At 44.5% G+C, this 25,996-nt stretch carries 22 protein-coding genes; 4 read left to right on the top strand and 18 right to left on the bottom strand.

What is annotated here, in order from left to right; genetic code table 11:
• Positions 1–16: 16 nt before the first annotated feature.
• The 11 genes from astD to aotJ all read right to left on the bottom strand — a co-directional run bounded on the left by astD (position 17) and on the right by aotJ (position 11,628).
• Entirely contained in the window at positions 17–1,492 is a 1,476-nt protein-coding gene (astD, locus tag LIN78_RS14845) for a succinylglutamate-semialdehyde dehydrogenase (protein WP_227181640.1), read from the bottom strand.
• The gene (gene astA / locus LIN78_RS14850; protein WP_227181641.1) at positions 1,492–2,529 is read right to left on the bottom strand and encodes an arginine N-succinyltransferase; all 1,038 of its coding nucleotides are present in this window, start codon (positions 2,527–2,529) and stop codon (positions 1,492–1,494) included. The genes astD and astA (LIN78_RS14850) overlap by 1 nt, the downstream gene beginning before the upstream one ends.
• Positions 2,530–2,633: 104 nt before the next feature.
• The gene (gene astA, locus LIN78_RS14855) at positions 2,634–3,650 is read right to left on the bottom strand and encodes an arginine N-succinyltransferase (RefSeq protein WP_227181642.1); all 1,017 of its coding nucleotides are present in this window, start codon (positions 3,648–3,650) and stop codon (positions 2,634–2,636) included.
• 24 nt (positions 3,651–3,674) lie between these two features.
• Positions 3,675–4,889 (bottom strand): aspartate aminotransferase family protein, encoded by a 1,215-nt coding sequence (locus tag LIN78_RS14860; RefSeq protein WP_227181643.1) that lies wholly within the window; start codon positions 4,887–4,889, stop codon positions 3,675–3,677.
• Positions 4,890–5,097: 208 nt separating this feature from the next.
• Positions 5,098–6,090, bottom strand: coding sequence for a GlxA family transcriptional regulator (locus tag LIN78_RS14865; RefSeq protein WP_227181644.1), 993 nt, complete (start codon positions 6,088–6,090; stop codon positions 5,098–5,100).
• Positions 6,091–6,174: 84 nt separating this feature from the next.
• The gene (locus LIN78_RS14870) at positions 6,175–6,939 is read right to left on the bottom strand and encodes an ABC transporter ATP-binding protein (protein WP_227181645.1); all 765 of its coding nucleotides are present in this window, start codon (positions 6,937–6,939) and stop codon (positions 6,175–6,177) included.
• A 58-nt stretch (positions 6,940–6,997) separates the two neighbouring features.
• On the bottom strand, positions 6,998–8,116 hold the full coding sequence (locus LIN78_RS14875; protein WP_227181646.1) for a succinylglutamate desuccinylase/aspartoacylase family protein: 1,119 nt from the start codon (positions 8,114–8,116) through the stop codon (positions 6,998–7,000).
• 34 nt (positions 8,117–8,150) lie between these two features.
• Entirely contained in the window at positions 8,151–9,269 is a 1,119-nt protein-coding gene (locus tag LIN78_RS14880; RefSeq protein WP_227181647.1) for a succinylglutamate desuccinylase/aspartoacylase family protein, read from the bottom strand.
• Complete coding sequence (locus tag LIN78_RS14885) at positions 9,270–9,998, bottom strand: ABC transporter permease (protein ID WP_284700260.1); 729 nt, start codon at positions 9,996–9,998, stop codon at positions 9,270–9,272.
• Positions 9,995–10,684 (bottom strand): ABC transporter permease, encoded by a 690-nt coding sequence (locus LIN78_RS14890; RefSeq protein WP_227181648.1) that lies wholly within the window; start codon positions 10,682–10,684, stop codon positions 9,995–9,997. Before LIN78_RS14890 ends, LIN78_RS14885 begins: the two co-directional genes overlap by 4 nt.
• A 164-nt stretch (positions 10,685–10,848) precedes the next feature.
• Positions 10,849–11,628: an L-arginine-binding protein AotJ gene (gene aotJ, locus LIN78_RS14895; protein ID WP_227181649.1), complete on the bottom strand. Its 780-nt coding sequence runs from the start codon at positions 11,626–11,628 to the stop codon at positions 10,849–10,851.
• Between the two features lie 472 nt (positions 11,629–12,100).
• Here aotJ and LIN78_RS14900 point away from each other — a divergent pair, with 472 nt between their 5' ends.
• Positions 12,101–16,921 (top strand): NAD-glutamate dehydrogenase, encoded by a 4,821-nt coding sequence (locus LIN78_RS14900; protein ID WP_227181650.1) that lies wholly within the window; start codon positions 12,101–12,103, stop codon positions 16,919–16,921.
• A gap of 98 nt (positions 16,922–17,019) precedes the next feature.
• On the opposite strand, the gene LIN78_RS14905 is transcribed toward LIN78_RS14900, so the two are convergent.
• Together LIN78_RS14905 and mscL are read right to left on the bottom strand one after the other, a co-directional pair.
• The gene (locus LIN78_RS14905) at positions 17,020–18,699 is read right to left on the bottom strand and encodes a DEAD/DEAH box helicase (protein WP_227181651.1); all 1,680 of its coding nucleotides are present in this window, start codon (positions 18,697–18,699) and stop codon (positions 17,020–17,022) included.
• A gap of 401 nt (positions 18,700–19,100) precedes the next feature.
• Positions 19,101–19,529, bottom strand: a complete 429-nt coding sequence (gene mscL / locus LIN78_RS14910; RefSeq protein WP_227181652.1) for a large conductance mechanosensitive channel protein MscL — start codon at positions 19,527–19,529, stop codon at positions 19,101–19,103.
• Positions 19,530–19,638: 109 nt separating this feature from the next.
• On the opposite strand from mscL, the gene LIN78_RS14915 reads away from it, so the two are divergent.
• The gene (locus LIN78_RS14915; protein ID WP_227181653.1) at positions 19,639–20,598 is read left to right on the top strand and encodes an RsmB/NOP family class I SAM-dependent RNA methyltransferase; all 960 of its coding nucleotides are present in this window, start codon (positions 19,639–19,641) and stop codon (positions 20,596–20,598) included.
• 13 nt (positions 20,599–20,611) lie between these two features.
• Here the strand turns inward: LIN78_RS14915 and rlmM are convergent, their stop codons facing one another.
• Entirely contained in the window at positions 20,612–21,790 is a 1,179-nt protein-coding gene (gene rlmM / locus LIN78_RS14920) for a 23S rRNA (cytidine(2498)-2'-O)-methyltransferase RlmM (protein ID WP_227181654.1), read from the bottom strand.
• A gap of 253 nt (positions 21,791–22,043) precedes the next feature.
• On the opposite strand from rlmM, the gene LIN78_RS14925 reads away from it, so the two are divergent.
• Positions 22,044–22,223, top strand: coding sequence for a DUF3149 domain-containing protein (locus LIN78_RS14925; protein ID WP_227181655.1), 180 nt, complete (start codon positions 22,044–22,046; stop codon positions 22,221–22,223).
• Between the two features lie 56 nt (positions 22,224–22,279).
• On the opposite strand, the gene LIN78_RS14930 is transcribed toward LIN78_RS14925, so the two are convergent.
• Both LIN78_RS14930 and LIN78_RS14935 read right to left on the bottom strand, forming a co-directional pair.
• A complete protein-coding gene (locus LIN78_RS14930; protein WP_227181656.1) occupies positions 22,280–22,591 on the bottom strand; it encodes a hypothetical protein in 312 nt (103 codons plus the stop codon).
• 107 nt (positions 22,592–22,698) lie between these two features.
• Positions 22,699–23,073 carry a YMGG-like glycine zipper-containing protein gene (locus LIN78_RS14935; protein WP_227181657.1) on the bottom strand — a complete coding sequence of 125 codons (375 nt, stop codon included), beginning with the start codon at positions 23,071–23,073 and terminating at the stop codon, positions 22,699–22,701.
• 112 nt (positions 23,074–23,185) lie between these two features.
• On the opposite strand from LIN78_RS14935, the gene LIN78_RS14940 reads away from it, so the two are divergent.
• On the top strand, positions 23,186–23,578 hold the full coding sequence (locus tag LIN78_RS14940; protein ID WP_227181658.1) for a YchJ family protein: 393 nt from the start codon (positions 23,186–23,188) through the stop codon (positions 23,576–23,578).
• A gap of 19 nt (positions 23,579–23,597) precedes the next feature.
• Here LIN78_RS14940 and LIN78_RS14945 read toward each other — a convergent pair whose 3' ends face one another.
• Positions 23,598–24,131 (bottom strand): RBBP9/YdeN family alpha/beta hydrolase, encoded by a 534-nt coding sequence (locus tag LIN78_RS14945; protein ID WP_227181659.1) that lies wholly within the window; start codon positions 24,129–24,131, stop codon positions 23,598–23,600.
• A 135-nt stretch (positions 24,132–24,266) separates the two neighbouring features.
• Positions 24,267–25,601, bottom strand: a complete 1,335-nt coding sequence (locus tag LIN78_RS14950; RefSeq protein ID WP_227181660.1) for a glutamine synthetase family protein — start codon at positions 25,599–25,601, stop codon at positions 24,267–24,269.
• Between the last annotated feature and the right edge of the window lie 395 nt (positions 25,602–25,996).

Genomic DNA, 25,996 nt, shown 5'->3' on the forward strand with positions numbered 1-25,996 from the left:
TCTACCTCGAAATCCATTAGAACATTAACCCTGGGCTTAATTGGGCTGGCATAGCGAGTGTTTCACTCTCTAACGATGCCATCGGCCATGCACAGTAGTCTGCGGCGTAATAAGCACTTGGGCGGTGATTACCCGATGCACCAATACCACCAAATGGCGCGGCACTAGATGCACCTGTTAACGGTTTGTTCCAGTTCACAATCCCTGCACGCGCTTCTAATAATAGACGATCAAATAAAGCACGCTCGTCAGATAACAATCCAGCAGCTAAACCAAATCTTGTTTGATTGGCTACTTCAATTGCTTCATCGAATGTAGTAAAGCGAATAATTTGCAGCAATGGACCAAAGAACTCTTCATCGATTGGTTCTGAAATGGCGGAGACATCAATAATGCCAGGGCTTAGCAATGCAGTACCCGCTTCAAGTGATTGCATTTCTAGTAATGAAACGCCCCCAGCCGCCAGCAACTTTGCTTGGGCATCTAACATAGCCTTTGCTGCTGCTAAAGAAATCACCGAACCCATAAATGGCTGCTCGGCATCATCAAACCGCCCAACCTTAATCGCTTTTACTACGCTAATAAGGCGTTCAATTAGCTGATCACCGGCACTCCCCGCTTCAACCAACAACCTTCTTGCGCAGGTACAACGTTGTCCGGCAGAAACAAAAGCCGATTGCACAATGTGATGAACAGCTGCATCGACATCCGCTACATCTTTCACAATAAGCGGATTGTTCCCGCCCATTTCTAATGCCAAGATTTTGTCTGGATGACCTGCAAATTGCTTATGTAGGATTTCACCGGTCAAAGAGCTACCAGTAAAGAATAGACCATCAATGCCTGAATGGCTGGCTAAAGCGATACCGGTTTCTTTTGCACCAGTCACTAAATTGATCACGCCAGCTGGCAACCCCGACAACTCCCATAATTTGACCGTTTCTTCTGCCATCATTGGGGTAAGTTCACTCGGCTTAAATACCACGCAGTTACCGGCCAATAATGCGGGAACAATATGTCCATTTGGCAAATGCCCAGGGAAGTTATATGGGCCAAATACGGCTACCACGCCATGCGGGCGGTGTCTTAAAACCGCTTTCGCATCAGGCATGCTGTTTTCTTTGATGCCTGTTCTCTCTTGATAAGATTGAATAGAGATTTCAATCTTATTCACCATGGTAGTGACTTCAGTAACCGATTCCCAACGTGGCTTACCCGTTTCCGAACCAATCACATCCGCTAAACGTGCTTTATTTTCCGCTAATAACGAAGCAAACTTTCTGAGAATCTCAATGCGATGATTTACATCGGTTTTCGCCCAGTTAGGAAATGCAGCACGAGCAGCCTTCACCGCTTCATCGACATCAGAGCGATTAGCAGAAACCGCTTGCCACAATACTTGCTGACTAACTGGATTCAACGATTCAAAGACGGAACCATGCCCGTGTCGCCATTCACCATTAATAAACAAGGCAGGGTGCAAACTAGACATTAGTGATTCTCCATTGGATTAAGTGTTACGGCTCTAATGCCATCACCCGCTTTTACGCCAAGTGCTTGTGCGGCCGCTTCTGTTAGGGGGAAAACATCCTCTGTATGGCTACACTTTGCTAGCAACACACGGAAATCTTGGTACTGATCATTACTGACTAGATGTATTAACCCATCTTCTGGGATCGCGTCATCTGGCACAATCGCAACGGTATAAACGCGGCTTTGCTTGATGGCTCTGACATCTTCTGTATAAGCCTCAATGGTTGGACCCGCATCAAAGATGTCTACATAACCTTCGTAACGGAACCCTTCAGACTCCAACATGGCTCTGGCTGGCGCGGTTTGCTCATGCACTTTTCCGATGACTGACTGTGCTTCATCAGATAAAAAAGTGACATATAAAGGATGCTTAGGCATGAGTTCAGCCACAAATGCTTTTTGCCCAATACCGGTTAAGTAGTCTGCATGCGAAAACTCAATCGAGAAGAAATGGCGTCCTAGGCTTTCCCAAAATGGAGATAGCCCTTTTTCATCAGACACTCCACGCATTTCAGCGATGACTTTTTTCGCAAATTTCTCTTGGAAGGCAGCCATAAAGAGAAAGCGAGACTTAGATAGCAACGCGCCGTTTTTATTCTTACGATAATCTGGCGATAGAAACAGTGAACATAGTTCACTGTAGCCTGTATGGTCATTACTTAAGAAAAGCGTCGGCATCTGGGTATATACATCTAACTCTTTAGAGGCATGAACAAGCGTACCCACCCGATAGTTGTACCAAGCTTCGGCTAGCCCTACCGCGACTTCTACAGCACATATCCCTACCACCTGTTTCGCATCAGCATCTTCTAGCACAAATAAATAGCATTGCTCTGCTAGTGGAGCTTCACCATTCATCGTCCGCACAGCGCGATCAATTCGCGCAGCTAAACGCTGTTCATTCCTTGGCAACGACGTGACACCTACACCGGTTTTTTCGGCCAAAGCCATTAAAGATGCCAAATCATCGTTACGAATAGGGCGTACGATCATCATGATGTTTATTCCACACTTCAATTGAACAATTTTTGGGAGCGATCTGTGATTAGCCTGACCACTATCCAAAGAAGATTATCGATACTACTTACCGCACCAGCAAATTACATGGGAACAATACGAATCTCATCATCATCATCCAGTTCCAACGCATCAGCCACCTGAGAGGCAAGCGTCAGTACGTCTGGCAATTGCGCAGGCAATTGCAACAACATGGCTCTAAATCGATGTATCGCGGTATTACTCACCAAGTACCACACCTCACCAGCCATTTGTCGACCACGGCGGGTTGGTATTACTTTACTTTGTTGTATCGTTTTCAGATTTTCTCGTTTTGCACGAATAACTGGGCCACCATCGAAAATTTCGATATAGTTATCCGCCTCAAAACCTTCTTCTAACAAGATGTTAAAAGGCACTCTAGAACCAGGATGAACCTGCCCCATTGCTTGCTGCGCTTCATCAGAAAGCAACGGCACATAAATCGGATAATGCGGCATTAACTCCGCAATAAATGTCTTCTCTTTTACGCCGGTAAAGTACTCGGCTTGAACGTAATCAATACCAAAAAACTTACGCCCTACCCCTTCCCAAAATGGCGCCCTTCCGGTGGCATCACTCACACCCGGTAAAAACGACATCATGTTATCGGCGAAGCGCTCTGGGTGCTGCGCAGCAAACAGCAACCTTGCCCGAGACAATAAACGCGGGTAATGCGTTTTTGCTAATTCAGGATCCACATAGAACGAACACAATTGGCTATCGCCGGTTAGATCATGTGAAAGGGTTAATACATGAATCCGGTTATGTACTTTTAATGCACGAGATGCATGAACGATAATATCGTTACGGTACACATAAAAAGGCTCGGAAAAGCCTGTGTATGCGACTACTGCTGAGGTGCCATGTAAGACACCCGTTGCCGTATTTTCCAAGACAAAAAAGTAGCTTTCCTCACCGTACACATCCACTTCTGCATCAAATGAATGAACTGAGGCACTAATTTTTTCAAACAGTTTGTCCCGATGCGCAGGCAGCGTATGAACAGCCGCACCACTAGCAGACGCCATACGCTCTACTTGTGCTAAATCAGACAAACGACTTGGACGAACAATTAACACAGGCTAACTTCCAGAGTTTTTCTTTTAGCTATTCGCAACAGAAGCTACTGCGCGCTCGAATCTTGCCAAGCCTTCCGCAATTTCTTCTTCTGTAATCACCAATGAAGGCGCAAAACGCACCACATTAGGACCCGCCACTAACACCATCAACTGTTCTTTCTCAGCAGCGGTGGTAAAGGCTTTTGCTTTATCTTTGAAGGTGTCGTTTAACACACAACCAATCAATAAACCTGCACCACGGATTTGTGTAAATACGTTGTAGCGATGGTTAATTGCATTTAAGCCTTCAACGAATAAGTGATGACGCTTTTTCACGCCTTCCAACACTTCTTCTGTATTCACAATTTCTAGCAATTTGCCCGCGACAGCACCAGCTAACGGGTTACCACCGTAAGTTGTACCGTGTGTTCCCGGCACTAAACTCGCTGCAATATTGCTCGTTGTTAGAATACCGCCAATAGGGAAGCCTCCGCCCAACGCTTTCGCTGTAGAAAGGATATCTGGCGTTACGTTATGGTGCATGTACGCGTATAGCTCACCAGTACGACCAACGCCCGTTTGCACTTCATCAAAAATCAACAATGCTTTGTTCTTGTCACAAAGCATACGCAGACCTTCTAAGAACCCTGGATCCGCTGGCAATACACCACCTTCGCCTTGCACCGGCTCAACAATCACCGCGCAGGTACGCTCAGAAATTAATGCACGCACTGAAGCTAAATCGTTGTATGTAGCGTGATGAATACCACCAGGCAATGGTGCAAAATCTTCAGAATATTTTGGCTGACCACCCACACTCACGGTAAATAGCGTACGGCCATGGAATGAGTTAGTGAAAGAAATGATTTCGTTCTTTTCTGGGCCAAAATGATCACGCGCATATTTACGTGCCAATTTCAAAGCGGCTTCGTTTGCCTCTGCGCCCGAGTTACAAAAGAACACACGCTCTGCAAAGGTGCTTTCAATTAGTTGTTGAGCTAATTTCAAAATTGGTTCATTGGTGAATGTATTAGATACATGCCACAATTTTTTGGCTTGCTCAGTTAATGCTTCCACCAAAGCAGGATGCGCATGTCCCAAACTATTGACGGCAATACCACCGGCAAAGTCGATATAGTCTTTACCTTCTTGATCCCAAACGCGAGAACCTTCGCCTTTCACTGGAATAAATTGTGATGGTGCATAGTTTGGCACCATAATTTCATCGAAGGTTTGGCGGGTGACTTTATCCTGAGACATTTTTTCCTCATCAATTCTATTTTGCTGTTCTTTATTCGTATTGAAACGATTCAATACACTCAATGTGTCTAATGATGGTGCTGAAATGCGCAATATTGCACTGATTAAGCGGTGAATATCGGATTAATTACATTCTATCTAAAATCCAGCCTATTCCATTTCTGCAATGCGACACCCTCGTACATCTAATCTCTATTTATGTATCCGATTACTCATCCATTACACCCGACATAGCGCGTTGGCTTCGCTCGTCACGCGGCGTTAAACCAAAATGGCCACGATAAGTACTCGAAAAATGGGGACCACTCGAAAATCCACACGATAAACCAATTTGAACAATCGATTTACTGGTTGTCAGTAATAGTTGTTTTGCCCGGTTTAAGCGCAACTCTAAATAATACTTGGAAGGCACACTATTTAGATATTGCTTAAATAGGCGTTCTAATTGTCGACGAGACAAACCGACGTAATGGGCAATATCATCCGTGGTTAACGGTTCTTCAATATTAGCTTCCATCAACATCACTGCTTCAGAAAGCTTAGGCTGGCTACCGCCAATTCGATTCACCAACGGTACTCGTTGCTTATCATGATCACCACGAATTCGCTCGAGACATAGTTGCTCAGAAATTTGAGCTGCCTGCTCTTGCCCCTGTCTTTCGCCAATCAAGTAAAGCATCATGTCTAAGCTTGCAGTACCACCTGCACACGTCACACGATCACGATCCATTTCATACAAGTTAGTGGTTAAAATAACTTGCTCGAACTCATCGCTAAATCGTGCCTGTTCAGACCAATGAATCGTTGCGCGATAATCGTTTAAAACGCCCGCTTTGGCTAACCACCAAGCCCCCACGCCAACGCCACCTAGTATCATTTGTTTTTGTGACAACAAAGCAAGCGTCTGCAAGAATTGATCACTGCCACGTACCATCGTCACTTCTTCTGCTAGCACGAGGAGCACATCCAATGTTGGAGCATCACTCAGTGCCATATCCACCGGCCATTGGCCCCCGCCATACAAGGCAACCGGCTTACCATCGACGGACAACGTAAGATACTGATAGGCTCGAGACCCTGTTTGGCGGTTAATGCGAGACATAGGATCAGTTAATGCACCAATGCCTAACAAGGAACATGGCGGCAATAACAAGATCCCAACACGCCAAGGCGCCTGAGCTTTTTCGGTAGAAATGATCATGAAAGGGCTATTTGCGACAAATAATCGACGATTCTCGATGGGAAAGCTGCCCAGACATTTAGCATAAAATGGCTGGGCTTAGTATTACTTTAGACTACCAGATAAAAACTGCTTGAGTCGTTCACTCTTTGTGTTATCAAAAACTTCAGAAGGATTGCCCTCTTCTTCAATTTTACCCTGGTGCAAGAAGATCACATGGTTAGATACATTGCGTGCAAACCCCATTTCATGCGTCACCACCACCATGGTTCGGCCTTCTTCCGCCAATTTCTGCATCACTTTTAGCACTTCACCAACCAACTCTGGATCTAACGCAGAGGTTGGTTCATCGAACAACATCACTTCTGGCTCCATGGCCAAAGCACGGGCGATGGCTACACGTTGCTGCTGACCACCAGACATATGCGCCGGATATTTATCTTCCGCACTTTGAAGGCCTACTTTTTCCAGATATTTTCTGGCACGTGCAATGGCCTCTTCTTTTGGCACACCTAGCACGTGAATCGGCCCTTCAATAATGTTTTCCAACACCGTCATATGAGACCACAAGTTGAAATGCTGAAACACCATAGCTAACTTAGTGCGCATTTTTTGTAATTGCTTCACATCTGCCGCACGTAAGTTTCCGCTTTTATCTTGGGTAGTCGCAATCACTTCCCCACTCACTTCGATAGAACCTGCACTTGGCTGCTCTAGAAAGTTAATGCAGCGCAGAAACGTACTTTTTCCCGAGCCAGAAGAACCGATAATACTAATCACGTCACCCGCTTTTGCAGAAAGGGATACGCCTTTTAGTACTTCATGACTGCCATACTTCTTATGAATGTCTTTGACTACCAGCTTGTTCATGACTTTCCTGTCCTATCTCGGTTCTCTACTTTGGTTCTAATGTTCGGTCAAAGGGTGATTAAGCACCTAATAACTTGCCACTTCTAGTTGCTTCACTGCCTGCAATCCGGGCGATATCCATGCCTGTATGTGCAAAACGGACAAAATGACGTTGATACAATACGCCATCGACAGGCGCATAAAGTGTCGTCACTTCATCGTGATGCGGATTCACAATATCCATTAATGGCTCGCCAGCTTTCACAAATTGCCCCACTTCAGAGCGGTGGACAATCACACCTGACACAGGCGCTTTCACAGGGGCGGTGCCTGCAAGTGGTGTGGCTGGATAAATTAAATCCGGTTGTGGTGGGACATCGCCCCCAACAACCCCTAACCAAGTTAAATACGCAATCAAATTGTCCGCATCTTGCTTTGCAAGTTCATGCGTAATGTCCGATTGGCCACGCAACTCTACGGTTACGCAGGCAGTCGCATCTGGGATCGGAAATTGGTCACCAAAATGTTCGCGCAACTTCCACCAAATCTGGAAAGAAGCATCATCAATTGGCGCCCCGCCACACTCTAATGAGAGTAATGACGCATACGCACCTAAATACCTTGCCAATGGCTCCACCGTTGGCCAAACCGACGTGCCGGTATATAAATGTAGAGCAGCTTCCCAATCACAATGCAAATCTAAAAATACATCTGCATCAATCAACAACCCTAGTAGCGTTGTGCGAAGAGAGTCCAGTTCGTTAACCGATTGGCGAGCCTTTAAAATCGCCTTTGCCGTCTGTCTAATTAAACGAACATTTTCTTCTGCATTTTGGCTTAATTGGCCATCTACTGCTGCAATCAGTTCTTCAGTAATATCAGGATAGTTACGGTTAAAATTTTCCCCGCTACCTAACTCAAACCGGCCTAGAAACGCATTTTGCAAACGCTGATTTAAACCAATTGGGTTACAGACAGGTACTAACACCACTTCGCCAATTAACTTCCCTTCCGCCTCTAGTGCGGTAAGTTGTTGTCTGAGTTGCCAAGCTGTCAGCATTCCAGGCAATTCGTCAGCATGCAATGAAGATTGGATATAAACTTTCTTACCTTGCCCCTCATTACCAAAGTGATAGCTGATCACTTCTCTTTGCGTCCCTAACGCAGGAGAAATCAAAGCGTGAGTTTGTGTCTTCATCTTTGCCCCTATGCCATGTTTAGATGGCACTGATCTATTCAATCAATAAATTACCTGAACGTACGGCATCCACTCCAGCAATATAAGCTATCGCCATTCCAGGGTATGCCAACCGTTGAAAGTGACGTTGATATAGCACCCCATCCACAGGACTATACAATGTAGAAACCTCACTCTTATGAGGATCTATCACTTCCATTAATGCCTGATTCTTTTTCACCTGCGAACCAACGGCCACCAAATGCACAATCACACCAGAACTAACGGCCTTTACTGGCAACGACCCAGCCAATGGTGTGGCAGGATTAGGTAAATCAGGCATTGAGGGAGCTTCCCCCTTAATAACACCCAACCAAACCATATACGACACGATAGCTTTTGCATCTTTATCTGCATAAGCATAACTAGTATCGCGCTGTCCTCTGTGTTCAATCGTTGCACAAGCGACGCCATTCGGGATCGGATACTGATCGCCAAATGCTTCTTTTAATGCGGACCACAATACGAGAACAGAATCATCTATAGGCATCCCACCCGAGGACTCAGCTAATAATGAAACTTGGCTTTCTAAATATCTTGCTAGCGGCGCTAACGTTTGCCAACCATCTGTATTTGCATACAGATGAACAACGGACTCCCAATCGCAATGCAAGTCGAGCACAACATCTGCATCAATCAACAACGAAAGCAGTATGTTTCTAGCAGAACTCAACTCATCTTCAGGCGTTTGCTTTGCCAAAATTTGCTTTGCGGCCTCTCTGATGACTTGCAAGTTTTGCGCTTCACTCTGCGTCAGACGATCTTTTACAACATCGATTAATGATCTAGATAGATCCTCAAAGCCTCGGTTAAAATCTTCGCCACTATCTAAGTCATACCGACCCATTGATTGTCTGAGTACTTGCTGCGAAAGCCCAATTGGATTGGCAACCGGTACCAGCACCACTTCACCAATGATAAGACCCTGAGCTTCTAGTTGGGCTAGTGTTTGTCTAAGCTGCCAACTGACCAACATCCCCGGTAATTCATCCGCATGGAGAGAAGATTGGATATAAACCTTCTTACCACTCCCTGCCAAACCAAAGTGATAGCTAGTAATTTCTCTAGCAACACCTAAACCTGGAGAAATCAACGGATGATAGCAGACTCTCATTTAGTGACTTTTTCTCGGCTGTAAATAAGACAACCAACGGTTTTCCGCTTTTCTAAACATCCACACCAAGGTGAATGTCACGCACAAATACACCAGTGCAGCCAAACCAAATGCTTCAAACGATTTATAAGTCGCCGCATTCGCGTCTCTAGCCACTTTTAATAAGTCAGGAACCGTGGCAGTAAAGGCGATTGGTGTCGAATGCAACATAAAGATGACTTCGTTGCTGTACGCAGGCAATGCTCTTCTTAGTGCTGAAGGTAAAATAATACGGCGGTACGCGGTGAAACGAGACATCCCATACGCTCTCGCCGCTTCAATTTCACCATACGGCGTTGCTTTAATTGCCCCAGCAAAAATCTCTGTGGTATAGGCACATGTATTTAATACAAACGCTACAATCGTACAGTTAAAGCCATCACGGAAAAAGGTGTTTAGCGCCTCGGTATTTTTCACCATTTCAAGGCTATACAAGCCAGAGTAAATGAGTAGCAGCTGAACATATAGCGGCGTACCTCGGAAGATATACGTATACAACCAAACAGGCTTTGAAACCCACTTATTACTAGACACACGGGCGACCGATAATGGAATCGACAACAAGAATCCAAAAAACACCGATAGTGCCAATAACCACAAGGTAATCAATAAGCCAGAAAACTTATAACCGTCAGTCCAGAGGTAAGCTTTCCAGTAGTTATCAATAATGTCCCAGATTCCGCTCATCATAGTTCTGCTCCTCTAACCCCTGCGGAATACTTACGTTCCAAGCGCATTAAGATAAAATTAGATAGCGTAGTTAGAATGAGGTAAATACCACCTGCAACTAACGTGAAAAAGAACATATTAAAAGTTGCTTTGCCAGCGTCAGAAGCCAGCTTCACGACATCTGCAAGACCAATAATGGAGACAAGCGCGGTACTTTTTAATAATACCTGCCAGTTATTTCCAATGCCTGGCAATGCAAAACGCATCATCTGAGGAAATAACACACGATGAAATACTTGCCAGCTACTCATCCCAAACGCTTGCCCTGCTTCTAGCTGCCCTTTGGGGACGGATAGAAAAGCCCCACGGAACGTTTCGGTAAAATACGCGCCATAGATGAACCCAATGGTGATCACCCCAGCCATGAATGGATCGATGGTAATTTGCTCCATGCCCATCCATTCAGTTAATTCGTTCAACCAGATTTGGCCGCTATAAAAAAGCAACAGCATCAACACTAAATCCGGTATCCCACGGATGATCGTTGTATAGCTTGTCGCTACCCAGCGTAGTGCGCGGTTTTGCGAAAGCTTTGCTCCTGCACCAATGAGGCCGATAACAAACGCCACCAGCATTGAAAACAATGCAAGTACGATAGTCAATTTTGTCCCTTGCCAAAGCAATGGACCATATCCATAAAAAAACATTTACCCACCCCTGTCTGTCCGGACACTTAGCGGAATAGTTTATTGATTGTGTAGGTATCAGACGGTTGTATGTCGTGACAAACGCAAAATGCGTTCATTTTTAGTAGCAGACAGATGCATTCACATCTGCCTGCTTAGAGACACCGATAGACGGACTAACTCAATTACTTACCGTAAACATCAAAAGTGAAATATTTCTTTTGAATCTTGTTGTAAGTACCATCTTTACGCATCTCGGCAAATGCTTTGTTCAAAGCATCTTTAAGGTCTTTATCTTCTTTACGAAGACCAATTCCAGCGCCAACCCCGAAGATTTTTTCATCTTCAACTGCTGGGCCTGCAAAACTGAAACCTTTACCTTGAGGTTTTTTCAAGAAACCTTCTTCAGCCATTACTGCGTCTTGCAATGCTGCATCAATACGTCCAGCAACTAAATCAGCCAATACTAGATCTTGGTTTTGGTAAGGAACCACTTCTACACCAGCTGCTTGCCATTTTTGCTTCGCGTAGTCTTCTTGAATGGTGCCTTGCTCTACACCAACACGCTTACCTTTTAAAGAGGCTGCTGTTGGCATTAGTTTAGAGCCTGATTTTGCAATCATACGAACTGGCGTATTGAAAATCTTATTGGTGAAATCAATCTTCTCTTTACGCTTTTCGGTAATTGACATAGAAGACAAGATGCCATCAAATTTCTTCGCCATTAGCGCAGGAATCATGCCGTCAAAGTCATTTTCTACCCAAACACATTTCGCTTTTAGGCGTTTGCAAAGTTCTGAACCAATATCGATATCAAAACCAACCAGTTTGCCATCTGGGCCTTTTGCTTCAAATGGAGCATAGCTTGCATCCACTCCAAAGCGGATTTCTTTCCAGTCTTTTGCAGAAGCTAAACCAGAGAATGTCATTGCAGCGATAGAAACAGCTAATAAGACTTTCTTCATTTCTTATACTCTCCTCAAACAAATTGAAAGCGAACGGAAAACGGTGAATCACAAAGATATTTTGCTTTCTAAGTAAATGCCTATTTCCATGAGCACTTACGCCGCTTTTGCAAGACCGAATGCCTTTGATGCGGCGAATCATGTCATGAAGCCGACGGGGTTACAATAATCCCACGTTTTGAAATGTGCAATCGTTTGCACAAAAAAATGCCATTAAAATCCACACAAAATATTCATTAAACATATGAAAGATAAGGGATTTTTTAATTTTACCACATTTAAACAACAAACTGACCATTTGGTCACACCACTCTCCAATCTATACATTGGTGTCGCATATCGGAAATATCCTTTTTCAGTGCAAATACTAGAATATAGGTAGATACAGCCGATATGGCTTATCATGCAATTAAGCCGCCTACCGGAGAACTCTTGGCGGCTTAATTAACCTCGTGAAAAGAGAGATAACATAATGACTAATCCCCCCCTATCAGAGATCTCTTCGGTAATTGAAGAGACGTTGGTGATCGCCCGTAGCAAACAGCCAGCCAATCAAATTCAACCCATCGAGCAATTCATTAGTGCCTACTATGAAGACGGTTCAGCGGATGATTTAGGCGCGTTAACTGCCGTAGATCGTTTTGGCGCTGCAATGAGCCACCTTCAATTGGCGCAGCAACGTGTGCTGGGTGAAGCAAATATTAGAATCTATAGCCCAGAATTTGATGTGCACGGCTGGCAATCCACCCATACCGTCATCGAGATTGTGAATGATGATATGCCTTTCCTTGTGGACTCAGTCACCATGGCCTTGTATTCACGCGGAATCGGCCTACATTTACTAGTTCACCCAGTGCTGTCTGTAGAGCGTGATAGCAAAGGCAAACTATTATCTGCAGCGGATGCGTCTGGCAAAAAACTGCACCGCGAGTCTTTCATTCATATTCAGATTGATCGTCAATCAGACAAAGCCGTTCTAGAAAGTCTGAAACAAGCAATTGAACAAGTATTACAAGACATTCGTGCAGCCGTTACAGACGAATCCGCCATTCGTGAAAAACTGCACGAAGCAATCGACTCACTCAAGTCTGCACCGGCTCAAGCAGGTGATATTGAAGAATTCAAGGCATTTCTAAATTGGATTGATAACAACCGTTTTGTTTTACTTGGTTACATTGATTATCAAGCAAAAAATGGTAAGGCAACTGAAATCACCGCCGTTGAAGGTAGTGGACTTGGTGTTTTAAGAGAAGGCCAGCACCCAAATTACGCAAATTGCCTGCAAGGTATTCCAGGCGATCTAACCGAACTTAAAAAACGCCCAGAAGCGCTCACCATTGTTAAAGCGGATGCGAACTCAACCATCCACCGACTCGGTCACTTAGACTTTATTGGTGTGAAACGCTATGACAGCAAAGGTAACGTGGTTGGTGATCGTTGTTTTGTCGGCTTATACACCGCAACGGCTTATCACACCTCACCAAGAGATATCCCGGTATTACGCCAAAAAGTTAGCCACGTCTTATCTGCTTGCGACTTTGTAGAAAACTCTCACAAAGAGAAAACACTACTAAATATCTTAGAAACGTACCCTCGTGATGAACTATTTGAAATCTCTCACGAAACCTTACTCTCCCACGCACTAGGTATCGTAGGCCTACAAGAGCGTCCTCGTGTCCGTGTATTCTTGCGTGCCGATCGCTTCAACCGCTATGTTTCTGCGATTGTTTTCTTGCCAAGAGATGCATTTAATACGGATGTGCGTTTGAAAATGAACAGCATCTTGTTGAATCTGCTACAAGGTGAAAGTAGTGAGTTCAACGTGACGCTTTCAGAAAGCAGCCTCGCAAGAATTCACTACAACATTCGTTTAACTGCGAATCAGATTGCTCAAATTGATACGGCAGAAATCGAACGCGAAATTGCTCAGGCAGTTCGCGGCTGGAGAGATGATCTACAGCACTCTTTACTAGAACAATTTGGTGAAGAACGCGGTAACGCACTATTCCGCAAATATGGCGATGGTTTCCCTGCGGCCTATAGAGAAGAGTTCCTACCTAGAAGTGCAATGTCTGACATCGAAAAAATGGATGCATTGTCTTCAGACAACAACCTAGCGATGAAGTTATATGCACCATTAGGGCCTGATGGCAGTGATCAACACTTCAAACTTTTCCGTCTAAACCAGTCAATCGGCTTATCTAGCGCGTTACCGATGCTAGAAAACCTTGGCGTCACCGTTCTAGACGAACATCCATACCGCATTGAAATCACCGATCATGAAATCATTTCTATCAGTGATTACGGCTTAGAGATTGCCAATACAGATGCTAAAGATGCGCTACAACATAACCCATCGACTCGCGCAGCTTTCCAAGAACTATTTGATAAAGTATTCCACAAAGTTTGCGAAAACGATGGCTTTAACCGCTTAACGTTATTAGCAGGATTAAACTGGCGCCAGATTAGTGTTGTACGTGCATACGCTAAATACTTGCGCCAGGCCGGCATGACATTTAGCCAACAATATGTGGAACAATGTCTAGCGCACTATCCAAATATTGTTCGTAAATTGGTGAGTTTGTTTGAGTTCCGTTTATCTCCAACTGAGAATAATGAAACCTTAGCGACGAATACCGAAGCAGATATTCGCCAAGCGTTAAATGAAGTCGCCAATATTGACGAAGATCGTATCTTAAACGGCTTCCTCACGCTTATTTTGGCAACAAGAAGAACCAACTTCTGGCAAACCAATGCTGCGGGCGATTTCAAACCTTATCTGTCATTCAAACTAGAAAGCAGCAAGATACCTTTCTTGCCAGATCCAAAACCACTATTTGAAATTTGGGTTTATAGCCCAAGAGTGGAAGGCGTTCATTTACGCGGAGCCAAAGTAGCACGCGGCGGACTACGTTGGTCTGATCGTATGGAAGACTTCCGTACCGAAGTACTTGGCCTAGTCAAAGCGCAGATGGTAAAAAATGCGGTGATTGTGCCAATGGGCTCAAAAGGTGGCTTTGTATGTAAATACTTGCCGCCAATTTCCGACCGCGAAGCGTGGCTTGCAGAAGGCATTGCTTGCTACAAAACCTTTATTTCTGGCCTGCTAGATATTACGGATAACATTGTTGCCGGCAACATTGTTCCTCCAGCCAATGTTCATCGCCTAGACCCAGATGATCCTTATTTAGTAGTTGCAGCAGATAAAGGAACAGCAACCTTCTCAGACATTGCTAATAGTATTTCTGCGGAATATGGATTCTGGCTAGGGGATGCATTTGCTTCGGGTGGCTCTGCAGGTTATGACCACAAAGGCATGGGCATTACCGCAAAAGGCGCTTGGGAATCGGTCAAACGTCACTTCCGCCACATTGGTCTCAACACCCAAACCACTGACTTCACCGTCATCGGTATCGGTGATATGTCTGGAGACGTATTTGGTAACGGCATGCTGCTTTCAAGACATATTCGTCTAATTGCGGCATTCGACCATCGCCATATCTTCCTTGATCCAAATCCAAATGCAGAATCTACTTTTGTCGAGCGTGAACGCTTATTTAAGCTACCTCGCTCATCATGGGAAGACTACAACAAAGAATTGATCTCTAAAGGTGGTGGCATTCACCCTCGCAATGCGAAATCAATCACCCTTACCCCTGAAGTAAAAGAATGGTTAGGCGTCACGGCCGATCAATTAACGCCAAATGAATTAATCCATTTAATTCTAAAAGCGCCAGCCGATCTACTCTACAACGGTGGTATTGGCACATACGTGAAAGCGTCTACACAATCGCATGCAGAAGCGAGCGATAGAGCATCCGATGCAATCCGTGTAAACGGCAATGATTTGCGCGTAAAAGTCTTGGCTGAAGGCGGAAACTTAGGTTGTACACAATTAGGTCGTATCGAGTTCGCGCTGAATGGCGGTCGCATTTGTACTGATGCAATTGACAACTCAGCAGGCGTCGATTGCTCAGATCATGAAGTAAACATCAAGATTCTGCTTGGCCAAATTGTTGCCAATGGAGACATGACACTAAAACAGCGTAACGTTTTATTGGCAGAAATGACCGATGAAGTTGGCCACCTAGTATTAGCAAACAATTACCTACAAACTCAGGTGATTGCGGTTGGTCAGCAAATTGCACCTTCTATGCTAAATACGCATGCACGCTTTATTCAGCATCTAGAAAATACAGGCCAGATGAACCGTCGCCTTGAATTCTTGCCTGATGAAGCGAAATTCAACGAACGTCGTCAAGCCAAGCGCGGCTTAACACCACCAGAAGTTGCCGTACTAGTTGCTTATAGCAAGATTGAACTTTACCAGCAGTTACTAGAAAGCGACTTACCTGATCAAGGCGACTTTGGTAGTTTGCTAGTGGAATACTTCCCACAGCCACTCCAGTCTCGCTTTAAAGAGGAAATGGGGAAACACGTACTGCGCCGCGAAATTATCTCAAATCAGTTAGCAAACGAGATCGTTAACCGCATGGGCAGCACATTTGTCTTCCGCCTCCAAGAGGAAAGCGCCGTTTCAACCGCGGATATCGTACGTGCGTGGCGCGCGGCAAGTGAAATCTATGGTGCACGTACCTTATGGCAATCCATTGAAGGCTTAGACAACCAAGTGTCCGCCCAAGTGCAAGCGGATATGATGCTCCAAGTCAGAACCTTGATCGAGCGTGCAACCCGTTGGTTATTGCGTAATCGTCGTCCAATTACGCCTGTAAATGACATCATTGCAGCTTACCAAGCTAATGTTAGCTTGCTACTAGGTAAAATCAGTCAACTAGTACCCGCAGCGGAGTATCCAAACATCGCCAAACGTGAACAACAATTGGTGGAGGCAATGGTTCCTGCCGATCTTGCCGGTGCAATTGCACGGATGGATGAACTCGTAGCGCTTTTTGATGTGATCGAACTAAGCGAGCAAAATGGCATGGGATTAGACGAAGTAGCCATCAACTACTTTGCCCTAGGACGTGCGCTACAGCTCGACTGGTTGCGCCAAGTGATTACGAGACTGCCGCGCGATAACCGCTGGCAATCTCTTGCTCGTACCGCACTTCGTGATGACCTATACCGTCAACACCGTGCTCTGCTTGGTCGCGCGTTAAGTGAAACTCAAGAAGTAACCGAGCAACCTCAAGTGAGCGCTTGGCTACAGAAAAACGAGAGAGCCGTTAGCATTTGTCAGCAAATGTTCGGAGAGTTGCAATCATATGACCAGCTAGACTTAGCAATGCTGTCTGCAGGGATGCGTGAATTGCATAATCACCTAATGGTATAAGTCAAAAGAGAGAAGGGTCACCCCTTCTCTCTTTTTTTAGACCACAAACAAAAACAGCACCTAAAAGGTGCTGTTTTTGTTTAGCTAAGCGTATTAGCTTAGTCTTCGAAGCGACGACGACCACCAGCAGCAGCTTGGTTGAAGCCACCTTCACGACGACGGTTACCTCCATCTTCGCGGAAGTTACGCTCACCAGCTTGACGTGGCTTACGTGCTGGACGATTAAAATCGCCACCATTTCCATTGCTTTGACCGCGTTCACGATCAAAACCACCACCTTCGTTAAAACGGCGTGGCGCTGCACCATCAAATTGACGTGGTTCACGATCAAACTGACGTTGCTCACGGTCACCGCGATGTGGACGATCACCACTTGGGCGACCACCACCGAAACCATCTTGTTGTTGACGTTGGGTATGGCTAAACAAAGCAGGCTGTTGAACTTGTCCGGTAGAACGGTCACGAGACCATCCGCCCTGACGACGATCGCCCTGACCTTGACCACCAGCATGACGGCCACCATTTCCACCACGAGGACCATTACCACGTGGGCCGTTACCACGAGAGCCATTGCCACGTGGGCCAGCAGAACGCTGTGGTTTCACTGTTGGCTCTAGACCAGGAACAATAGCAGCTGCAATACGGTTACCAATGAAACGCTCAATGCGGCTTAGCAAACCACGTTCACGTGGAGATACCAAAGAGACAGCGGTACCACTGCGGCCAGCACGACCAGTACGGCCAATACGGTGAACATAGTCTTCTGCATTTTTTGGTAGGTCATAGTTAATGACGTGGGTAATACCATCCACGTCAATACCACGAGCAGCAACGTCAGTCGCCACCAACACACGTACATGACCATTTTTCAAACGAGCCAACGTACGGTTACGTTCACGCTGAGGCATATCACCGTGCAATGCAGCAGCCGACATACCTTGCTCGATCAAGTGATCAGCCAAATCATCTGCGTCTAGTTTAGTTGCCGTAAAGATAATCGCTTGCTGCATAGATGCATCATCTAGCAAGTGAGCCAACAATTTACCTTTATGGCTTAAATCATCAGCGTAGTGCAAGCGCTGATCAATTTTGCCTTGCTTGGCTTGCGCAGGAGCAATTTGAATACGCTCTGGTTTATTCAGTAATTTACCAGCTAAGGTACCTACAGCACCGTCCAAGGTTGCAGAGAACAGAGCCGTTTGACGATCAGCAGGCGTCGCAGCAGCAATCGCCTCAACATCATCAATAAAGCCCATATCTAGCATACGGTCAGCTTCATCAAGCACAAAGAATTCCATGCCAGACAAATCTAGACGACCACGTGAAAGGTGATCTAACAACCGTCCTGGTGTTGCAATCAACACTTCAACTGGACGAGAAAGCAGACGGTTCTGCACTGGGTATGGCATACCACCAACAATCGTTACAACATTGAAACGTGGAATAAACTTGCCATATTGAGTAGCTGCATCAGCAACTTGCGCAGCTAGTTCACGCGTTGGCACCAAAACCAAAGCACGTGGACCGAAGTAACCTTGTTTGCGAGGCTCTTCATTGATTTTCTGTAAAATTGGCAGTAAGAAAGCAGCAGTCTTACCTGTACCAGTAGAAGCAGATGCCATTACATCTGCACCATTAATTAACACTGGTAGTGCAGCTGCTTGAATTGGAGTTGGCTCTTCATAGCCAGCTTCAGACAAAGCACGCAAAAGACGTGCGTGTAGATTAAAATCAGAGAATAAAACGGTAGAACCGGCGGTATCCAATTGATCCGTCATTTGATATGTATTCCTAAGCTTGAAGTGAAAAAACGCAAGCAGGGCATCTTCATTTTCGAAGATGAAAATGGACAAAATACAAGCAATGCTGACAATAAGTGTCAGAACACTCGCTTTACGAACATTTCGGCAGGTAAATCTGCTAGCGCACGACATCGACGCTAACTAGATGGTGTGACACAAGGTCAACACTTAATAGACACGCCACAAGAGATGTGACGGAAAATAGTCAGGGTTCGATGCTTGTTACTAGATACTTTCGTTTAAACAAATCTAGTAACATTTGCTTTGCAATCAAAGCATCCTCAAATAATACTTTACTTTTTATTTAAAATCAAATGTTTAATTACCTCAACCTTCAAACACCAATGAGCCTGAGGTAATTAAACAACAGCCGTCGACTATTTTTTTAGTGAGTCTCTAATTTCACGAAGCAACAACACTTCTTCAGAAGGTCCAGCAGGGGCCGCAGGCTCTGCCACTTCCGCCTTTTTAAATCGGTTCAATTGCTTAATGACCATGAACACAGAAAAGGCCACGATCAAGAAGTTAACCACAGCATTCACAAAGACGCCATATTTCAAAACGACAGCTCCGGCTTCTGTCGCTTCTTTTAACGTTGTATAAGGGCCAACAGACTTCACACCTTCTTTTAGAACAAAGAATAAGTTTGAAAAATCGACATTACCTAACAACAGACCAATTGGCGGCATAATCACGTCATCCACCAACGATTTTACAATCGTACCAAATGCTGCGCCAATGATGACACCAACAGCTAGGTCAACCACATTGCCTTTCATTGCAAACTCTTTAAACTCTTTAAACATTGAACCTCCCGCTGGTTAAATAACAAAAAGACAATGACATTATGTCAATACGCAATTAATTGGTAAACTAGAAGATTGCAAAGCTTTGTGTCTTCTAACTGGTATCTCTATGTCAATCCACAGCTTACCAACCGCCTTCGCCGAAAAAATTGCAGAGATTATTCCCTCTGACAGATTGGGCAACGTATTAGAAAGTTTCACTCTAGAAAAAAACATCGCCTTTCGAATCAACACGATAAAAGCCGATGTCCAAGCCGTAAAAACATCTCTACTCAATAAAGGCTTCGACATTACCGAGGTTGATTGGTACAAAGCAGCATTGATTATCCCGGCACATCAAAAGAGAGCATTAACCGAAACCAATGAGTTTCATGCAGGTGAAATTTATATTCAGAATCTATCAAGCCAATTAGCCCCCATTGCATTAGCACCGGAAGCAGAAGAAACTGTACTAGATTTAGCTGCGGCACCAGGAGGAAAAACAACCCTAATCGCTGCACTAATGAATAATACGGGGCGATTATCTGCGGTAGAACCAGTTAGAGATCGTTTCTTTCGGCTCAAAGCGAACCTAGATCAGCAAGGGGTTACCATTGCCAAAACCTACATGACCGATGGGCGAAGTGTCGGAAAAAAATGTCCTGAAATGTTTGATAGGATATTATTAGACGCCCCCTGCTCTTCGGAGGCTCGCTTTGACCTGAACGAGGCAGACTCAATGAGCCACTGGTCACCAGCAAAAGTGAAAGAAACGTCACACAAACAACGCAGATTGCTATTGTCTGCATTTTACGCATTAAAGAAAGATGGGATACTACTTTACTGCACGTGCGCGTTTTCCCCAGAGGAAAATGAAGTCTCTGTCGCACACCTAATAAAAGACTTTGCTGAAGAGGTGGAAGTACTGCCCATTCAGCTGCCAGAAAGCTTTCCAAAAGAAGTCATTCAGAATGGATTAACTAGTTGGAAAGGAAAAGCACTACCAGCAGCACTTCAGCATGCAATCAGAATTTTACCAAACGAACAGTTTGATGGTTTCTTCATGTGCATGCTGAAGAAAAAAGCCTAATTTCTACTATCGTTTACTTAGAGGGGCGCCTAGCAGGCTTCGCCCCGCTTTTCACAGGCTTCCCTTTGCTTCCAGATCGTTTTACTTGATGTTCTCGCTCACTAGGAAGCTTACGAACATACACCGTAATTTCCTCTCTGTCGTGATACAACTGCTTCGCTTGAAGGGTGTACTGAATACCAGCCTCTTCTAATCGTCCTTGAATAATGCCAAAACAACGTTCAATCTCTTCCAAACGCTTTTTCATCGGCAACTTCAAGTTAAAGATAGACTCTCTCGCCAAACCCATTTCAAGCCAATCAACAATTAGATTTGCCACACGAACAGGTTGTTCAACCATATCGCAGACCAACCAATCTACCGGTTTATCAGGTCTAAATTTAAAACCGTCTTGTCTTAAATGCTTCACTTGCGGGTGGCCTTGCATAGACCCTTTCATAGGGCCATTATCAATTGCAAACACCTTCAAACCACGGCTAACTAACTGAAAAGTCCATCCGCCAGGCGCGGCCCCGATATCAACCGCCCGCATCCCCTCTCTGAAACGCTGATTAGCATCAGCATCAGACATGAAAATATGAATTGCTTCAGCTAGCTTTAAAGTAGAGCGACTTGGTGCACCAAAAGGCATTCTTAATCGAGGAATACCTAGCTCCCATTCACTTCGGTTTCCTTGTTGGGCCACACCAAAGTGAACTGTTTTCATGTCTGGCCAAAACAGTACAAGTCGTTGTCCATCACGATCTTCTTGAATTAAGCCTTCCTCAAACATCGCATCATAAAGACGTGCGCCAAAGCGTTTACAAAACCCAGATAATGCTTTCGCATCATTTGTATCGGGTGTTTCAAGCCACAGCTCAGTAAACGAATTGAATTGACGCAAAGCGTCCAAAACTGGAGTTAGGCGATCCTTCTCAGGTAAATCCGTCAAAGACATAAATTCAAAAACAAGTTGACGAGTGAAAATTAAACTCGAAAATCGAATACTACGCGCAGCCTCGCGCAAGTGACCAGGAATCAATACACGCGCATAGCCAGATAACTCTTCATATACAACCGTAATATCTTCATCCGCTCCTAGAGCGGTTACTGCTTCTGTTGCACACTCAGCTTCAAACCCCGGGCGGCAATACAATAAGATTGCCTCAATGGGAAGGTTGCCAAAAAACTGCATTCGCTTGGGCTGAGTCATACGATAAAAACCTGAAATGGATAAACCCCTAGATTGTCCTCTGACTAGTAGGACCGATGCAAGCAGAGTTTCTGGTATTGCGTACGTTCACCACAAAACCAGCGGCGAATCTGTATTTTTTGATCAAAATTCAAAGAGTACGTCTGACTCGGCAGCAACTATTGACAAAAATCAAAGTATCAAAACCATAAAAGGATTGATATATAGGTATACAAAAATTGGCTTATCAATCAAATAGTTGCGGGAGAAAATCATGCAAGAACTATTCAAAGAATTATTCACGACTGACATTGGCTTACTCAGCTTATTTACTATTGGTTTTGTGCTGATTATGGGTATTTACATTTTCAATTTCGTCAGACGCCACGTTGCAGAAGACACCGCAGCCCATCAAAACGATGGAAAAACCACAAAACCTGGTGCCAGCCTGTAATACAGTAAAGCTTCTTTACATGAAAAAAGGTCTGCAAAAATAGCAGACCTTTTTTATTACTCAGGCTTAGGAGGTGGAGGAGGTTGTTCTCCCTTTCCACCTTTAGGAGGCATATCTGGCATGCACGCCAACTTTTTGCCTTCCGGACCTCCGCAACGCCCTTTCATCTCTCCCCTCGGTGTTTGAACAACACATGCGGTAGATTTGGCTTTGTTTTCGCAGGCCGCAAAAGCTTCCGGCGGTGGCATATGGTGTTCACCATGCCCCCCTTCTGGCATTGGCTGAGAGGCGGGCATTTCACCAGCCATAGTTGCACCGCCTATTGCAAAGCCTCCAATTAATACTAAAGATCGTAATAATCGATTCATCATCACACTCCACACAATTTTTGAACTTACATATTGCAAGGAAGCACGTTAGCAATCAATAAGAATATCTTTAATTTTCAATGCTTTACAAATTCATTACAGGTTAATTAGTCACGATATTGACGATATCTGTAATCGTTTTTATACCAACCACGATGACGCCCATGATCATGTTTTGGCACAACAATATAACGTTCTTCAACATAGTATCTTGGTTCACGACGCGCCGGCTCAACATACACAATTCGGCGCTCCGGTTCACGATAAGTTTTGCGCCCTGAATTTGATCCAATTGCAGCACCTGCAGCACCGCCAATCGCAGCACCTAAAATAGCACCGTCTCGATCACCAATATCATGTCCAATCACAGCGCCTACGCCCGCACCGATGGCGCCACCAATCCAAGTGCTATTAGAAATTTCACGAGCACCAACTGAGCCAGCCGCAAGAAGAATAGAAAGACCTAAAAGAATGCGTTTCATGATGTACTCCTGTTTAATCAGTGAATGTAGTATGCAACGCAGTTGCTGAATCATTCCTGAATGTGTATCAGCAGACTCTTGTTATAATTGATATCGAATTCAGGAGTACAAAATGAAAAAAAAAGACAGTCTCTGTCAGTGTGGCAGTAAATTACTCTCAGCAAAATGCTGTTTACCATTTATTAGAGAAGAAGCTAATCCCCCCACACCAGAAGCACTAATGCGGTCACGTTACACAGCATATGCACTTCAGGAAGAAGCATACTTACTAAATACTTGGGCAGAAAATAATCGACCAACACCGCCATTACTTGAGCAGCAAGAAGAGACGCTCAAATGGATAAACTTGAAAATAATCCGTTCAAGTGCGACGACTGATGCAGGGATTGTCGAGTTTGTAGCAACATATAAAGTAAATGGAAAAGCCTACAAACTTCATGAAGTTAGCAATTTCCAAAAAGTGAATGGCCAGTGGTATTACACAGATGGAACTGTAGCTGAATAAACGATCAGGTTGATTGCAATTAGCTCATTAGCTGCCTTAACCAAGCCTGCCCTTGTGGCCAATTGCCAAGTTGGCTACCCGAGTTAATATGGCCGCAAGATCCAACAGAATGAAAATCTGCCTGCCAATCATGCGCAAATTTAATTGCCCTAGAAAACTCGCAATAGGGATCATCTGTGCTTGCAACGACGATAGAACGAAATGGAAGTGGCTTATTCGGGATATTTGAGTACCCCTTAATGTCGGCTGGAAATCCTTCTTTGAGCGTATCTGGAGGGGCCACTAACAAAGCACCTACCACCTTAGACAAGTTTCCTTTTGCTGCTTCTTGGGCCCAATAAGCAACCGTTGGGCAACCTAGGCTATGGGCAACTAACACAGTCGGTCCTTCAAGCGAATTTAGCGCATGATCCAACCCAGCAACCCAAGCAGACTTTTCAGGGTATGCCCAACTTTCTTGCAACACCCTCACTGCATGAAGTTCACTTTCCCAAGCACTCTGCCAATGAGACTCATCTGAATTTAAGTACCCGGGGATAATGACAATGTTCATAATAGTTAATCCAAGTGCATCAAGTTGACGAGGTCACACTCATGACCTCGTCAGTCGGTTAGGTCAGTTATCCTAACAGGTTTACACGAAAGATTACAATGTCATTGCCAAATTGTTGCTAAATTTAAGATGCGCTTACACCTGACCAGCGAGGTAACGACGCTCCCAACTTGAAATCTCTTGGTAATAGTTAGTTAACTCGACTTCTTTAGACGCAATATATGCCCGCGTAAATTCTTCACCAAAACATTTTGTTGAAGTATTACTAGAACGCATGATCTGCAACGCTTGATCTAATGTAGATGGCAAACTAACGGATTCTCCGTAAACATTACCTGTCACCGGATCGCTAGGCTTTAATTGCTCCTCTATGCCTAATAACCCACTAGCTAAACTAGCTGCTAAGGATAAATATGGATTCGCATCACAACCAGGCAGTCTATTTTCAACTCGTCTAGCTTGCGGAGGCGCATGCGGCACACGTAAACCAACCGAGCGATTATCTATTCCCCAAGACAAGTTAATAGGAGCAGCAGACCCCTTCACAAATCGGCGATAAGAGTTCACATTCGGTGCGAGATAAGGCATTAAATGTGGTAAATAGGTTTGTTGACCTGCAATAAAATAATGAAAGATCGGACTAGGCTCACCATTAGCAAGTGAAAAGACATTCTCACCATTTTGCTTAATCAAACTTTGATGAATATGCATAGAGCTACCGGCCACACCAGACATTGGCTTTGCCATACACACGACTAATAGGCCATGTTTTGCACCAACTTCACGCATTGCGTACTTAAACAAAAAGGTTTGATCAGCCAGTTCTAGTGCATTACCATGCTTAAGATTAATTTCAAATTGTCCTGGCCCCATCTCATGCACAAAGGTATCTCCATTGATACCTAACATTTCGATAGTTGATAAGAGTTCGTCCCAGAATGCAGAGAAAGAATTCAGTGCTGTAAAGCTAAAGGATGACTCACCAATCTCTCTACGCCCCAACCGATCAATTGGTGTCTGCAATGGCTGAGAGGGATCCGGATTAGGTGCTAGCACATAAAACTCTAACTCTGGAGCAACAACAGGAGTAAGCCCAAGCTGTTCGTATTTATTTAACACCTTCTTAAGTACTGTGCGTGGAGCCAATGGTGTTAACTCACCGGGCTTATCTTCACAATCCATAATCACCAATGCACGTCCCTTCGACGCCCATGGCACTAGTCTAAACGTGTTGTAATCAGGAATTAGTGTGACATCTGGATCATGTTCACCGTAGTATTCATAATCTGGATATTCGCCAGTTATGCACTGAATAGGAATTGCTCGAGCACATCGTAATTGTTGCCCAGCAACGAAACTATGCGCAGGTAAGGCCTTGCCCCTTGGAATGCCATTTATATCAGGGAAAATACACTCAACTTCTCTGATTGCATTTGATGAAATGACTGCTGAGATATCTGAAGGGATCATTAGCCTCTACCTTTATTTCGCATGGCGGAATTTAAAATTACAATGCAGAACAAAGTCTATCATAGTGCAAAATATTGCGCCACCTAACAATACAAACAAGCAAAACCCGCTAATTATGCACATTCACAAAAAGATAAGCATTAGGTTAAAGTCAGACCGGAATTAATATCCAAACAATGCCAATACCTCGGACACTATCCGCAAGAGGCTTGGAAAAAAGTGGTACTAATGACAAGAATAAGAGTTCTTAATTTACGTAAACAGTCAATGCGTCAGTAGATTACTCAACCAAAGAAAGATGTAACGTTCTTAGAAGAGAATATTGAGGAGTGTAGAAGAACATCAGGCCAGAATTTGGCGAAGAAATCGCCATTTAGGGCAAATATCAAGCATGG

Source organism: Leeia speluncae (genome assembly GCF_020564625.1).
GTDB lineage: Bacteria > Pseudomonadota > Gammaproteobacteria > Burkholderiales > Leeiaceae > Leeia > Leeia speluncae.

Bases quoted from the DNA above. Each gene is read 5' to 3' on its own strand.
- rlmM (WP_227181654.1), bottom strand. From the start codon at position 21,790: ATGACTCAGCCCAAGCGAATGCAGTTTTTTGGCAACCTTCCCATTGAG.
- LIN78_RS14935 (WP_227181657.1), bottom strand. From the start codon at position 23,073: ATGAAACGCATTCTTTTAGGTCTTTCTATTCTTCTTGCGGCTGGCTCA.
- LIN78_RS14870 (WP_227181645.1), bottom strand. From the start codon at position 6,939: ATGAACAAGCTGGTAGTCAAAGACATTCATAAGAAGTATGGCAGTCAT.
- mscL (WP_227181652.1), bottom strand. From the start codon at position 19,529: ATGTTTAAAGAGTTTAAAGAGTTTGCAATGAAAGGCAATGTGGTTGAC.
- LIN78_RS14930 (WP_227181656.1), bottom strand. From the start codon at position 22,591: ATGAATCGATTATTACGATCTTTAGTATTAATTGGAGGCTTTGCAATA.
- LIN78_RS14890 (WP_227181648.1), bottom strand. From the start codon at position 10,684: ATGTTTTTTTATGGATATGGTCCATTGCTTTGGCAAGGGACAAAATTG.
- astD (WP_227181640.1), bottom strand. From the start codon at position 1,492: ATGTCTAGTTTGCACCCTGCCTTGTTTATTAATGGTGAATGGCGACAC.
- LIN78_RS14915 (WP_227181653.1), top strand. From the start codon at position 19,639: ATGTCAATCCACAGCTTACCAACCGCCTTCGCCGAAAAAATTGCAGAG.
- LIN78_RS14885 (WP_284700260.1), bottom strand. From the start codon at position 9,998: ATGATGAGCGGAATCTGGGACATTATTGATAACTACTGGAAAGCTTAC.
- LIN78_RS14905 (WP_227181651.1), bottom strand. From the start codon at position 18,699: ATGACGGATCAATTGGATACCGCCGGTTCTACCGTTTTATTCTCTGAT.
- LIN78_RS14860 (WP_227181643.1), bottom strand. From the start codon at position 4,889: ATGTCTCAGGATAAAGTCACCCGCCAAACCTTCGATGAAATTATGGTG.
- LIN78_RS14865 (WP_227181644.1), bottom strand. From the start codon at position 6,090: ATGATCATTTCTACCGAAAAAGCTCAGGCGCCTTGGCGTGTTGGGATC.
- LIN78_RS14875 (WP_227181646.1), bottom strand. From the start codon at position 8,116: ATGAAGACACAAACTCACGCTTTGATTTCTCCTGCGTTAGGGACGCAA.
- LIN78_RS14950 (WP_227181660.1), bottom strand. From the start codon at position 25,601: ATGATCCCTTCAGATATCTCAGCAGTCATTTCATCAAATGCAATCAGA.
- LIN78_RS14900 (WP_227181650.1), top strand. From the start codon at position 12,101: ATGACTAATCCCCCCCTATCAGAGATCTCTTCGGTAATTGAAGAGACG.
- LIN78_RS14945 (WP_227181659.1), bottom strand. From the start codon at position 24,131: ATGAACATTGTCATTATCCCCGGGTACTTAAATTCAGATGAGTCTCAT.
- aotJ (WP_227181649.1), bottom strand. From the start codon at position 11,628: ATGAAGAAAGTCTTATTAGCTGTTTCTATCGCTGCAATGACATTCTCT.
- LIN78_RS14940 (WP_227181658.1), top strand. From the start codon at position 23,186: ATGAAAAAAAAAGACAGTCTCTGTCAGTGTGGCAGTAAATTACTCTCA.
- LIN78_RS14925 (WP_227181655.1), top strand. From the start codon at position 22,044: ATGCAAGAACTATTCAAAGAATTATTCACGACTGACATTGGCTTACTC.
- LIN78_RS14880 (WP_227181647.1), bottom strand. From the start codon at position 9,269: ATGAGAGTCTGCTATCATCCGTTGATTTCTCCAGGTTTAGGTGTTGCT.
- astA (WP_227181641.1), bottom strand. From the start codon at position 2,529: ATGATGATCGTACGCCCTATTCGTAACGATGATTTGGCATCTTTAATG.